At 55.4% G+C, this 13,429-nt stretch carries 12 protein-coding genes; 1 reads left to right on the forward strand and 11 read right to left on the reverse strand.

Features of this window, described 5'->3' with window-relative positions:
- Positions 1-7 precede the first annotated feature (7 nt).
- The 11 genes from mrdA to WH298_RS06215 form a co-directional block, all read right to left on the reverse strand.
- On the reverse strand, positions 8-1,882 hold the full coding sequence (mrdA, locus tag WH298_RS06165; RefSeq protein ID WP_007893176.1) for a penicillin-binding protein 2: 1,875 nt from the start codon (positions 1,880-1,882) through the stop codon (positions 8-10).
- A gap of 200 nt (positions 1,883-2,082) precedes the next feature.
- A complete protein-coding gene (gene deoD, locus WH298_RS06170) occupies positions 2,083-2,796 on the reverse strand; it encodes a purine-nucleoside phosphorylase (protein ID WP_007893178.1) in 714 nt (237 codons plus the stop codon).
- Between the two features lie 33 nt (positions 2,797-2,829).
- Positions 2,830-4,053 carry a phosphopentomutase gene (gene deoB, locus WH298_RS06175; protein WP_180822466.1) on the reverse strand — a complete coding sequence of 408 codons (1,224 nt, stop codon included), beginning with the start codon at positions 4,051-4,053 and terminating at the stop codon, positions 2,830-2,832.
- A 94-nt stretch (positions 4,054-4,147) separates the two neighbouring features.
- Complete coding sequence (gene deoA / locus WH298_RS06180) at positions 4,148-5,470, reverse strand: thymidine phosphorylase (RefSeq protein WP_007893182.1); 1,323 nt, start codon at positions 5,468-5,470, stop codon at positions 4,148-4,150.
- Positions 5,471-5,532: 62 nt separating this feature from the next.
- The gene (deoC, locus tag WH298_RS06185) at positions 5,533-6,312 is read right to left on the reverse strand and encodes a deoxyribose-phosphate aldolase (RefSeq protein ID WP_049850655.1); all 780 of its coding nucleotides are present in this window, start codon (positions 6,310-6,312) and stop codon (positions 5,533-5,535) included.
- A gap of 291 nt (positions 6,313-6,603) precedes the next feature.
- A complete protein-coding gene (locus WH298_RS06190) occupies positions 6,604-7,383 on the reverse strand; it encodes a TatD family hydrolase (protein ID WP_180822467.1) in 780 nt (259 codons plus the stop codon).
- Positions 7,380-8,432 carry a patatin-like phospholipase family protein gene (locus WH298_RS06195; protein ID WP_007893189.1) on the reverse strand — a complete coding sequence of 351 codons (1,053 nt, stop codon included), beginning with the start codon at positions 8,430-8,432 and terminating at the stop codon, positions 7,380-7,382. Before WH298_RS06195 ends, WH298_RS06190 begins: the two co-directional genes overlap by 4 nt.
- Positions 8,433-8,605: 173 nt before the next feature.
- A complete protein-coding gene (locus tag WH298_RS06200; protein ID WP_007893192.1) occupies positions 8,606-8,767 on the reverse strand; it encodes a DUF1328 domain-containing protein in 162 nt (53 codons plus the stop codon).
- A gap of 93 nt (positions 8,768-8,860) precedes the next feature.
- The gene (osmY, locus tag WH298_RS06205; RefSeq protein ID WP_180822468.1) at positions 8,861-9,475 is read right to left on the reverse strand and encodes a molecular chaperone OsmY; all 615 of its coding nucleotides are present in this window, start codon (positions 9,473-9,475) and stop codon (positions 8,861-8,863) included.
- A gap of 261 nt (positions 9,476-9,736) precedes the next feature.
- On the reverse strand, positions 9,737-11,326 hold the full coding sequence (gene prfC, locus WH298_RS06210; protein ID WP_180822469.1) for a peptide chain release factor 3: 1,590 nt from the start codon (positions 11,324-11,326) through the stop codon (positions 9,737-9,739).
- 235 nt (positions 11,327-11,561) lie between these two features.
- A complete protein-coding gene (locus WH298_RS06215; protein ID WP_180822470.1) occupies positions 11,562-12,665 on the reverse strand; it encodes an amidohydrolase in 1,104 nt (367 codons plus the stop codon).
- A gap of 238 nt (positions 12,666-12,903) precedes the next feature.
- Here WH298_RS06215 and ftnA point away from each other — a divergent pair, with 238 nt between their 5' ends.
- The gene (gene ftnA, locus WH298_RS06220; protein ID WP_007893200.1) at positions 12,904-13,410 is read left to right on the forward strand and encodes a non-heme ferritin; all 507 of its coding nucleotides are present in this window, start codon (positions 12,904-12,906) and stop codon (positions 13,408-13,410) included.
- The last annotated feature ends 19 nt before the right edge of the window (positions 13,411-13,429 follow it).

Below are 13,429 nucleotides of genomic sequence, written 5' to 3' on the forward strand. Positions count from 1 at the left end.
CACTTTCCTACTGCGCCGCTGTTGCCAGCGGCGGCGCTGCAGCTTCCGGCACAAAGATATGGTCAAGGATGTTGCGCATCAGCGGCGCCGCCGTGACGCCTTCGTTGCCGCCGTTTTCCAGAATCAACGCCACTGCTACTTTGGGATCGTTAAACGGTGCAAACGCGGTATAGAAGATGTGATCGCGCAGACGCATCGGCGTCATTTTGGCGTTATACACCTGATTCTGCTTGAGGCTGAAGACCTGCGAGGTGCCCGATTTGGCCGCAATGCCGTACGGCGCGGTGTGGAAGTATTTGTAGCCGGTGCCGTTTGGCGCATTCGCCATACCGAACATGGCGTGGCGCACCAGCGACCAGTACGGCGATTTGGCATCGCCAATCTGCGCCTGCGGTAATTTCGGCTGATACGGCTGCATGTCGGTGCCACGCTGCGATTTCTCCAGCAGATGCGGGTTGATCACGCGGCCATTGTTGATCAGCGCCACCATCGCTTTCACCATCTGAATCGGCGTAGCCACCCAATAACCTTGCCCAATACCGACCGATACTGTATCGCCCTGATACCACACATGTTTGTGCACCTTTTGCTTCCACTCGCGGCTCGGCAGCAAGCCCGCGTACTCTTCGTTGAGATCGATGCCGGTCGATTTGCCGTAGCCAAACTGGCTCAGCATGGTGTGGATGCGATCGATACCCATCATGAACGCCACCTGATAGAAGAAGGTGTCGGCGGACTCCTCAATCGCGCGCGTGACATCCAGCATGCCGTGGCCCGATTTTTTCCAGTCGCGATATTTGCGATCGGTGCCCGGCAGCGTCCAGGTTGGCGCGCCGAAGAAGGTGGTGCCCGGCGTAATCACTTTGGTGAGCAGCGCGGACATCGCCATATACGGCTTCACCGTCGAGGCTGGCGGATACAACCCCTGGGTGACGCGGTTAATCAGCGGCAGGTCTTTATCCTGCAGCAGGGTTTTATAGGCTTTATAGCTGATGCCTTTAACGAACGGATTGGGATCGTAGCTCGGCGCGGAGACCATCGCCAGCACGCTGCCGTCGTGCGGATCTTCAATCAGCGCCGCCGCGCGTTGCCCCGCCAGCTGGCTCTCAACATACTGCTGCAGATGAAGATCAAGCGTTAGCGTGATGTTTTGTCCGGCAACCGGCGGCACCTCTTTCAGCACGCGCACGATGCGGCCGTGATTATCCACCTCCACTTCCTGATAGCCGGTTTTGCCGTGCAGCAGCGATTCGTAATAGCCCTCAATGCCCTGCTTACCGATGTTGTGGTCGGCGGCATAGTTCTCGCCCACACCTTGAGCGTTCAGACGCTTGTAGTCGTTATCGTTGATTTTCGAGACGTAGCCGAGCACGTGCGCCAGATCGGCGCCGTAAGGATATTCGCGATCCTGATAGGTATCGACGGTGACGCCGCTAAAGCGGAATTGATTGACGGCGAAGCGCGCCACTTCTTCGTCAGTCAGTTCGGCTTTCAGTTCAACCGGCTTGTAGCGGCTGTTCTGCTTGAGTTCATGCTCGAAGGTTTCGATCTCTTCTGGCGTCAGATCGACAATCGGCGTTAGCGCTTTTAGCGTTGCCTGCATGTCGGCGATTTTGTACGGCGTGATGTGAATATCATACCAGCTGACGTTGCGTACCAGCGGGATACCGTTGCGATCGAAAATCAGCCCACGCGTCGGCGCAATGGGGATCATTTTGATGTCGTTCTCATTGGACCGCGTTTGGTAATAGCTGTGCTGATCAACCTGCAGGCGATACAGGTTGATGCCTAAAATGGTAAAGCAGATGACAACCAGGGCAAAAGCGACAATCGCACGGCGGGCAAACAGCTTTTCTTCTGCTTCGAAATTACGAAAATTCATCAGGTGGGCTTAGTCTCTTTGTTATCACGCTAATGATAAGCAGAGAATGTTTCAGAGCCAGCACGAAGATGCACAAGCCTGGGTAAAAGTGTGTCAGATGTTTACGGTGGGGAGCCAGGTCGCCATGAATGGCGACCCTACATTCGTTGTAGGGGCGGCATTTATGCCGCCCTGGTTAATAGGCGCAGCAAGGATAGAAATTAATCCCCCAGCAGCACCGACTCCAGCGCGATCTTAATCATATCGTTGAAGGTGGTCTGGCGTTCAGCTGCGGTGGTCTGCTCATGGGTGCGGATATGATCCGACACGGTGCAGATAGTCAGCGCTTTCGCACCGAACTCCGCCGCCACGCCGTAAATACCCGCCGCTTCCATTTCCACGCCCAGAATGCCGTACTTCTCCATCACGTCGAACATCTGCGGATCTGGCGTATAGAACAGGTCGGCCGAGAAGATGTTACCCACGCGTGCATCAACGCCCAGCGCTTTGGCCGCGTCAACCGCGTTGCGCACCATGTCGAAGTCCGCGATTGCGGCGAAATCATGATCCTTGAAGCGCATACGGTTCACTTTGGAATCGGTGCAGGCACCCATCCCAATCACCACGTCACGCAGTTTCACGTCAGCGCGCACTGCGCCACATGAACCCACACGGATGATCTTCTTCACGCCGAAATCGGTGATCAGCTCTTTGGTGTAGATCGAGCAGGATGGAATGCCCATGCCGTGACCCATTACCGAAATCTTGCGGCCTTTATAAGTACCGGTGTAACCCAGCATGCCGCGCACGTTGTTCACTTCTACCGCATCTTCGAGGAAGGTTTCCGCAATGTGCTTCGCGCGCAGCGGATCGCCCGGCATCAGCACGACGTCCGCGAAATCACCCATTTCTGCATTAATATGAGGCGTTGCCATGATTATTTTCCTTATAAAAATTGGTGCGCTGTTTTACAGCATGCTCTTGCCGTAGTCCATGCTGGACAGGCCGAAATATTTTGCGATGGTCTGGCCGATATCGGCGAAGGTATCGCGGTATCCCAGCGAACCTGGCTTCACATGCGGACCGTAAATCAGAATCGGAATGTGCTCGCGCGTATGTTCGGTGCCTTCCCAGCTGGGATCGCAGCCGTGATCGGCGGTGAGGATCAGAATGTCACCCTCTTTCACCAGTTCCATCAGCTCGGGTAAACGACGATCGAATAACTCCAGCCCGCCCGCGTAACCGGCGATATCACGACGATGTCCCCACGTTGAGTCAAAATCAACGAAGTTAGTGAACACAATTGAGGTATCAGGCGCTTTTTTCATCTGCTCAATGGTGGCATCGAACAGCGCGTCTAAACCGGTCGCTTTCACTTTCTGCGTGATGCCCTGCTCGGCGTAGATATCGGCGATTTTACCTACCGAAATCACTTCACCGCCCTTCTCATCGACCAGTTTTTTCAGCATGGTCGCCGATGGCGGTTCTACCGCGAGGTCATGACGGTTGCCGGTACGCTCGAAGTGTCCGGCTTTGTCGCCAACAAACGGACGCGCAATCACGCGGCCAATGTTGTAGCCACCTTTCGTCAGCTCTTCACGGGCGATTTCGCACAGTTCATACAGGCGTTCGAGGCCAAAGGTCTCTTCGTGGCAGGCAATCTGGAATACCGAGTCCGCCGAAGTATAGAAAATCGGCTTGCCGGATTTCATATGCTCTTCGCCGAGCTGGTCGAGAATTACCGTTCCTGAAGAGTGACAGTTGCCGAGATAGCCCGGCAGATCGGCGCGTTTCACCAGGATATCCAGCAATTCCTGCGGGAAGCTGTTCTCTTTGTCGCTGAAGTAGCCCCAATCAAACAGTACCGGCACGCCGGCGATTTCCCAGTGGCCCGACGGCGTATCTTTACCCGACGACAGTTCGCTGGCGTAAGCGTACGCACCGATGATTTCCGCGTTGGGATCGAGGCCTGGCGGGAAGCGACCGGTGGAAAGCTCAGCGGCTTTGCCGAGTCCTAATTTAGTCAGGTTAGGTAAGTGCAGCGGGCCTTCGCGACCTTCATTGGCGCGGCCTTCGAAACACGCTTCGGCGATATGGCCGAGGGTGTCCGATCCTTCATCACCGAATTTATCGGCGTCTTTGCTGGAACCGATCCCGAAGGAGTCGAGAACCATAATAAAAGCACGTTTCATGCAAGTCTCCTGCGCAATGCGCGATGACAAGTCAAAAAAAAGCGATCAGATCAGTATACCCGAACGGCCGCTGCCTGGCACGCAGAAGCGCCAGTTATTCACTGACGCGACGATAAACCACCGGCGTCATCGCTGGCGCGCTGTCACTCAAGGTGATGGCGGCTTTCACCGCAGCAGCGGCCTGCTGCCACTGCGCTTCCGAACTGGCGTGAATGATGGCCAGCGGGCGCTGCGCGTCAATCTGGGTGCCGAGCGTGGTCATGTCACTCAGGCCGACGCTGTAATCAATGCTGTCGCTGGCGCGCTGACGTCCGCCGCCAAGCGACACCACCGCCATGCCGAGCGCGCGCGTATCCATGGCGCTGACAATGCCAGCACCCTCGGCGTAAACCGCTTTGCTTAGGGTTGGTGCCGGCAAATAGCTGTCCATGCGCTCAATGAAATCTGCCGGACCATTTTGCGCCGCCACCATGCGGGCGAACACTTCAGCGGCCTTGCCGTTATCCAGCACCTGCTGCAGTTTTTTGCGCGCTTCGGTATCGTTCTCCGCCAGTTTGCCGGAGATCAGCATTTCTGAGCACAGCGCCATCGTCACTTCCAGCAAGCGTGGATTGCGTGCAACGCCTGTCAGGAACTGCACCGCTTCACGTACTTCCAGCGCATTACCGGCAGTGGAAGCCAGCACCTGATTCATGTCGGTCAGCAGCGCGGTGGTTTTGCAGCCTGCACCGTTCGCCACGCCGACAATCGCCTGCGCCAGATTTTCTGACGCTTCGAAGGTCGGCATAAAGGCACCGGAACCCACTTTGACGTCCATCACCAGCGCATCCAATCCTTCCGCCAGTTTTTTAGCGAGGATCGAGGCGGTGATCAGCGGAATGGAATCGACGGTGGCGGTGATATCGCGCGTAGCGTAGAAACGCTTGTCGGCCGGCGCCAGCGAGTTGGTCTGGCCAATAATCGCGATGCCGACATCTTTAATGATTTGGCGGAAACGATCGTCGCTGGGGAAGATATCAAAGCCAGGAATCGCTTCCAGTTTATCCAGCGTGCCGCCGGTATGGCCCAGACCGCGACCGGAGATCATCGGCACGTAGCCGCCGCAGGCCGCTACCATCGGACCGAGCATCAGCGAAGTCACATCGCCCACGCCGCCGGTGGAGTGCTTATCCACAATCGGGCCGTTGAGATTCAGCGATTTCCAGTTCAGCACCGTGCCGGAATCACGCATCGCCATGGTTAACGCCACGCGCTCTTCCAGCGTCATATCGTGGAAATAGATGGTCATCGCCAGCGCGGCGATCTGGCCTTCCGAGACGCTGTTGTCGCGCACGCCATTGATGAAGAAGCGGATCTCCGCTTCACTCAGCGCCTGGCCGTCGCGTTTTTTACGAATAATTTCTTGTGGCAGGAACACGGTTGCCTCCCTGGAATGAGGAGGTCGCCATGAATGGCGACCCTACAAAGAATGGATTGAACTTAGTAGCCCGCTTTGCTGGTCGCGGTTTCGTGGCCCAGCGTGTTGAGCAGGCTTGCCAGCAGGCTGGAAGCGCCAAAGCGGAAATGACGCGCATCGGCCCAGCCTTGGCCCAGAATGTCGTCGGCCAGTTTCAGATACAGCGCCGCGTCTTCAGCGGTGCGCACGCCGCCCGCCGGTTTGAAACCAACCTGCTGCTGCACGCCTTTATCTCGAATCACCTGCATCATGATCGCCGCCACGTCTGGCGTAGCGTTGACCGGCACTTTTCCGGTTGAGGTTTTGATGAAATCTGCGCCCGCATCGATAGCGATTTCCGAAGCGGCACGAATCAGCGCTTCGTCTTTCAGCTCACCGCTTTCGATGATCACTTTCAGCAGCACGTTGGCTTCTGCGCAGGCGGCTTTACAGGCTTTCACCAGCTCGAAACCGATGTCGCGGTTGCCCGCAATCAGTGCGCGATACGGGAACACCACGTCGACTTCGTCAGCACCGTAGGCGATTGCCGCACGGGTTTCGGCCAGTGCGATCTCGATGTCATCGTTGCCATGCGGGAAGTTGGTCACGGTGGCGATGCGGATGTCCGGTGTGCCCTGTTCACGCAGCGCTTTACGCGCCGCCGGAATGAAACGCGGATAGATACAGATAGCCGCGGTGTTACCGGCTGGTGATTTCGCCTGACGGCACAGCGCGATCACCTTCTCGTCGGTGTCATCTTCATTCAGGGTGGTTAAATCCATCAGTTGCAGTGCGCGCTGTGCGGCTGCTTTAAGGTCGGTCATGATGCTCTCCAAAAGTCAGACCGGCAGGCACAACCCACCGGAAAATGTGATAATCCTAACAATTACCGTGACGATGAATTGCGCCTCACGTCACACAGAAAAGAAAATCTGTCATGAAAATACAATTATTTAGTGATAAACATCACAAATAATTGCTGATCAGGCCAAAATATCAACCAAACTGTCGTTGTTATTATTATCACAAAAAAGGACGTAAAAGTGTACTTCCCGCTTTAATACTGTAGCTAATCGGGCGTAAGGCAGCGTAAATGCAGAATCTGTCGGGGAGGATCAGGCAGGCAGAGCAAACAGGCGCAGGCTGTTTTGCCATAATGCGTCGGCAATCACCTCGGGCGATTCGCTGCGAAGCTGGCACAGCACGTCAAACACGTTGCGCGCCCGCTCCGGACGGTTAGGCTGGCCCTGAAAACCTTGCAGCGGCATATCGGGCGCGTCGGTTTCCAGCAACAGGGAATGTAGCGGCAGGTTGGCGATGGTATTGCGGGTTTTGCTAGCACGTTCATAGGTAATGGTGCCGCCGACGCCAATCGCATAGCCGAGCTGAATAAAGCGCTCGGCCTGCTGCTGGCTGCCGGCAAAACCGTGCACGACGCCACGGCGTGGCAGATCGTGACGACGCAGGTGCACAGCTAACTGATCGTGGGTGCGCCGCGAGTGCAGAATCACCGGCAGATCGTACTGCTTCGCCAGCTTAAGCTGCTTATCAAGCAGCCGCGTCTGCTTAGCGAATTGCGCCTCCTGCATATAGAGATCGAGACCGATCTCGCCGATCGCCACGCGCTTGCTATCTGGCTTCTTCAACCAGCTTTCCAGCTCGCCAAGATGCGCATCTTCCTGATGCTGTGCAATATTGATCGGATGCAGGCCCAATGCGGCATACAGCGCGCCATGCTGCTGCGCCAGCTGACTGACCAATGCAAAACGGCTGGCAGCGACGCTTGGCACAATGATGCGTTCCACGCCCGCCTGCGCCGCGCGCGCAATACTGGCGGGTGCCGCATCAACGAACGGTGGAAAATCAAAGTGACAATGGGTGTCGATAAACTTCATGCCAGCGAGCCTTTATCAAAATCAGCATCGTTTTCCGCCAGCGCGGGCGTAATCAACGGGCGATTGTCGGGCGCATTGGCAACGGCAGCCGGCGGCGTTACCGTGGTTGAACGCACCAGCGGTTCGGCATCGCTGAGCCATTGGCCGAGCGTGGCGAGGAAATAGCGTCCGCTGCGGCGACCTAAATGGTAATCCTGATTGAGCGAGGACAAACGGCTGCCGAGCGCCATGCTCGCCAGCGGCTTAGGCGGGCAGATTTCAATGATGCGCAGGTTATCCGGCGGCTGTTCAATGAACTGCTGGATTTCACGATAGCTCTCTTCATGCTGATGCAGGACGTTGATCATCGGCTGCAACGCGCTATCGGACAAAAAGCGCTCCATGCGTTTGAACCACTTCGGCGTATACGACATCTGCGACGGCACGGTGCGGATCACCACGATGGTATCCGCGCCACGGCGTGCCGCTTCACGCACCGGGATCGCATCACTGATGCCACCATCCAGATAGCTCACGCCATCCATCTGCACGCCGCTGCGGTAGAAGCCGGGAATCGCGCTGGAGGCTTTGATGATGTCATGCCAGTTGGTGCTGGTCGGGTTGAAGTACTCAGCACGATAATCGTCGCTCCGGCAAGCGCACATATAGAACTCGCTGCCTTTGGCAAACAGCCCTTCGGCGGTGGTGAGCGCCAGCGGAAATTCCTGTTTGGTGATATCGATCAGCCAATCGAGATCGATAAGATGCCCTCCGCGCACGAAACGTAGCGGATCGAAAAACAGTTTGCTGGTGGTGTAACGGGAGATCACGCGTCGTGCGTAGCCAGGTTGGCCGCAGACAAAAGCAGAAAGATTTTGTGCACCGGCAGAGGTGCCAAGCATCAGTTGAAAGGGATTGAATCCAGCGCGTTGAAACTCATCCAGTACGCCCGCAGTGAAGATGCCACGCTGGCCGCCGCCTTCGCACACTAAGGCAATTTTGTTGGATTTGAAGGGAGTTAAAGCCAGCGGTTCAAATGAACCTAACGTCAGCGGAATACGAGTACCCAATGGATGTCCCTCAGTGTTTGCTCTGAGGGAGCTGCCTGAGCAGCATCCCGGAGAACCAGTCATTGTCGTTCCCTGACCAATTGCGTCTGCAATCGTTGCGGCTTCATAGTATGCCGCAAATGACCGGTCTCCGCTTTACGTAACTCGCGGGTTAGCGTCTATGACGCAAGTAGTCAGGGTCGTTTGCGCCCGGTAAACAGGCTCACGAGGAACAGAATAATACCGACAATGAAGACAATTTTAGCTGCCCATGCTGCCGTACCCGCCAAACCGCCGAAACCTAATGCTGCAGCAATCAGAGCGATGACCAGAAAGATAATACCCCAACGAAACATAAGCCTCTCCTTTACCATTGTGAAAATCGAACTGCTTATTTACACCTTTGTTTTTATTACGAAACGGCACCAGCAGGTGCCGAGTCGCCCGCGTTAAGATTTCACCTTCAGGTCATTCTTCACGCTTTTCACGCCTTCAATGGCTTTGGCGATTTTCTCAGCACGATCGGACTGTGCCTGGTTCGCCACTTCCCCAGATAACTGCACCACGCCATTGGTGGTTTCCACCTTAACGTTGCGCGATGGCACAATGTCATCTGCTAAAAGCTTAGCTTTAATTTCGCTGGTGGTGGCGGTATCACCGGCATAACCCTTCAGCGAAGCATTTTTGCTGTCTTTAACGTGCAGTTTGTCACTGACGGATTTCACACCTTCGACTTTCTGCACCAGCGCGACGGCTTTTTCCGCCTGATCCTGAGAGGCAACGAAGCCGCTCAAGGTCACCACGCCATCATGCGTCTTGACGGAGATATCCGTACTTTTAATCGCTTCATCATCCACCAGCGCCGCTTTGGCTTTCGCAGTGATGCCGCTGTCATCCATATAACCATCGACTTTTTTCATTGAGCTATCGATTTTCGAACCCGCGCTGTCGGAGGTTTGCTGTGCTTTCTGCGACAGTGATTCATCTGCAAACGCCGCGCCGCTCAGCAGAGCAGAACCGGCAAGAGCAGCAATCAGGGTTTTGGCAATCTTAGTCTTATTCATCGATATCATCCTTCTATCAGTTAACTCATCCGTTATCGCGGATGCGCCAGCAACGAACGGCGTTGCTGAGTTAGTGGACGTAATGAAACCCGAAAGGTCTCTTTTCTCGTCCGACAGGATAATAGTAGTAGGGATTACAGCTTTTGCTGGCTCTTGTGGTTGATATATCGCCAAAAAGAGAAAAAAACAGCGGAATTAGGAGGAGTCTGTATCCGATAAAACAGGGCCAGTGAAAACCACTGACCCTGCTGGTAACGCCGATTAGTGCTCGCGCGTTTTGCGGAATCTCACGTCAGGATAACGCTCCTGGGTGATATTGAGGTTCACCATGGTTGGCGCGATGTAAGTGAGGTTATCACCGCCATCCAGCGCCAGGTTCACTTCGTTTTTACGCTGGAAATCGTCGAATTTTTTCGCGTCATCACACTCAACCCAACGGGCGGTTGAGACGTTGATGGCTTCGTAAATCGCTTCAACGTTGTATTCGCTTTTCAGGCGCGCCACCACCACTTCGAACTGCAGCACACCGACCGCGCCGACGATCAGATCGTTGTTATGTACCGGACGGAACACCTGCACCGCGCCCTCTTCCGACAGCTGCACCAGCCCTTTCAGCAGCTGTTTCTGCTTCAGCGGATCGCGCAGACGAATGCGGCGGAACAGCTCTGGCGCGAAGTTCGGAATGCCGGTGAACTTCATGTTTTCACCCTGAGTAAAGGTGTCGCCGATCTGGATGGTGCCGTGGTTGTGCAAGCCAATGATGTCGCCCGGATAGGCCTCTTCCACGTGCGAACGGTCGCCCGCCATGAAGGTCAGCGCATCGGAGATCACCACATCTTTACCGGTACGTACCTGACGCAGCTTCATGCCTTTTTCGTACTTGCCGGACACCACGCGCATAAATGCCACGCGGTCGCGGTGTTTCGGGTCCATGTTTGCCTGGATCTTAAACACGAAGCCGCTGAATTTCTCTTCTTTCGCTTCCACCAGACGCGTGTCGGTGTTGCGCGGCATCGGACGTGGCGCCCACGAAACCAGGCCATCGAGCATATGATCAACGCCGAAGTTACCCAGCGCGGTACCGAAGAATACCGGGGTGATTTCGCCGCTCAGGAACAGCTCCTGATCGAACTCGTGCGAAGCGCCCTGCACCAGTTCCAGCTCATCGCGCAGCTGCTGTGCCAGATCTTCACCTACCGCCGCGTCCAGCCCTGGATTCGCCAGACCTTTAACAATGCGCACTTCCTGAATGGTGTGGCCTTTACCGGTTTGATACAGGTAGATTTCGTCGTTATAGAGGTGATAAACCCCTTTGAACAACTTGCCACAGCCAATCGGCCAGGTGATTGGCGCGCAGGCGATTTTCAGCTCGCTCTCCACTTCATCCAGCAGCTCCATCGGATCGCGGATGTCACGGTCGAGTTTGTTCATGAAAGTGATGATCGGCGTATCACGCAGGCGCGTTACTTCCATCAACTTTCGGGTACGATCTTCGACGCCTTTCGCGGCATCGATCACCATCAGGCAGCAGTCGACCGCCGTCAGCGTACGGTAGGTATCTTCGGAGAAGTCTTCGTGTCCTGGGGTATCCAGCAGGTTAACGAGGCTATCGCGATACGGGAACTGCATCACCGAGGTGGTGATGGAGATACCACGTTGTTTCTCCATCTCCATCCAGTCTGATTTCGCGTGCTGATTGGAGCCGCGGCCTTTGACGGTACCGGCGGTTTGAATCGCCTGTCCGAACAGCAGCACTTTTTCGGTGATTGTGGTTTTACCGGCGTCCGGGTGCGAGATGATCGCAAAGGTACGGCGGCGCGCCACTTCTTCTAAAAAGGGAGCATTAGACATGAGTGAATTCTTCTTCAAGGGCAACGCGCGGGCGGCGCGCTGCGATAAATCGTTTCGGGGTCATTCCTCGGGATAACGCGGCCAATGGCGACGCAGTAGCGTCAGTTCACAGCAAGAGGTGCGCGATCTACATTGGCGGCAGTCCTGAAATCCCATCAGTAATTGAGGCGGCATAGCATACAATATTTCGCCGAGGGGGGGAATCGCTGGCCAGGGCGAGGGGAAACAATCACAACTAACCCAGAACCCGCACCACCGCCGCCTTAAAGATCTTCACGCCAATCTCCAGCGAGCTCAATTCAAAGCGCATATCAGGATGATGCAGGCCCGGCACCAGATTGGTTCCCAGCCCCCAGAAACCGGCTTTCACCTGCGGATTTTTCACCGGGTAATAGAAGAAATCCTCGCTGCCCGGCGTGGTTTTAGTATCCAGCAAACCCTCTTCGCCCAGTACATCAACAATCGCCGCGCGAATCACCGCTGTGGCTTCCTCGTGAATTTCCGCGGCCGGCATCTCTTTCAGCACCACCACGTCCGCCGAGGCACCCAGCGCCGCCACGCTGTGCTGAATCGCCAGCGTCACCTTCTCTTTCAGCAGGTCCATGGGCGCGTTTTCCTGCGAACGCAGATCCCACACCACGCGCGCCTCATCCGGCACCGAGTTGGTCACACCGGCATCACACAGGAAGCGCGTCGCTTTGACGCTCCAGGTCAAACCTGGCGGCAGATGGATGGCGTTAACCGCCTGCACCGCTTGTACCGCCGCGTCCAGCGCGTTAACGCCCAAATGCGGACGCGCAGCGTGCGCGGGAGTCCCTTTAATCGTCGCTTCCAGCGTACTGCAGGCGGAGTAGATCACCGCCGGCGTCGCCTGCCCCACGTGACACTCCTCCAGCGGGCGCACATGGAAGCCAAGAATCATCTCCACATCATCAAGCGCGCCGCCTTCTATCATCGCCAGCGCCCCGGCACCCAGTTCTTCGGCTGGCTGGAACAGCAGTTTCAGGCGTCCTCTCTTAATTGCGCCCTCTTTCAGCAGCTGTTGCGCCGCCGTCAGCACCACCGAGGAGTGACCATCGTGACCGCAGGTGTGGCGAGCACAAGCCACGCCATTAATGATATGCCCCAGCGCATCCATATCCGCACGCAGCGCCAGCACCGGGCCAGGTTTGCCGCTGTCGATTTCCGCCACAATGCCGGTGGTGTTATTAATGCCGCGCGTCACCTTAATGCCGGCACTTTCCAGCTGATCGGCAATATAAGCGGAGGTTTTAAATTCCTGAAAACCCAGCTCAGGGATTTCATGCAGATAATGGTAATGCTCTAAGACGTTGGACACCGCTAAGCTCCTGACAAGTAAAGGCAAGCCTCAGCATCGCCCGATGTGCAGCTATAATCAATCCAGCGTGAATGAAAATTAGTCAAAGTTGAGAACTCCTCGCATTCAACAAGTGGAATAATTCCATTTACAATCAATAAGATAAATTCAACCTTTTTACGAAAAAGCCTTCACAAAAAAGTATAGATTGATGCATAATTCGCCGTACTTCACCTAATAAATTAAAAAGGAATCAGCCATGTTAACTGCTGAAATGACCTCTCGTTTGAACGACCAGCTGAACCTCGAATTCTTCTCTGCCAACCTGTATCTGCAGATGAGCGCCTGGTGCAGCGACAAAGGTTACGAAGGTGCCGCTTCATTCCTGAAAATGCACTCACGCGAAGAGATGCAGCACATGCAGAAGCTGTTCGATTACGTCAGCGATGCAGGTGCTCTGCCGGTTCTGGGCAGCATTGCCGCACCGGCAATTAGCTGGACTTCATTGAATGACGTGCTGGAAGAAGCGCTGAAGCATGAGCAGTTGATCACCAAAAAAATCAACGAGCTGGTGCACACCGCATTAACCACCCAGGATTACTCGACCTTCAACTTCCTGCAGTGGTACGTGGCAGAGCAGCATGAAGAAGAGAAACTGTTCAAAACCGTGCTGGATAAACTGGCGCTGGTGGGCAACAAAGGCGAAGGCCTGTTCCTGGTGGACAAAGATCTCGGCCACATGTCCGTCGACGGCCACGGCGCATAATAATAAAGATTACCCACAG

This window comes from Pantoea nemavictus (genome assembly GCF_037479095.1).
Taxonomy (GTDB): domain Bacteria; phylum Pseudomonadota; class Gammaproteobacteria; order Enterobacterales; family Enterobacteriaceae; genus Pantoea; species Pantoea nemavictus.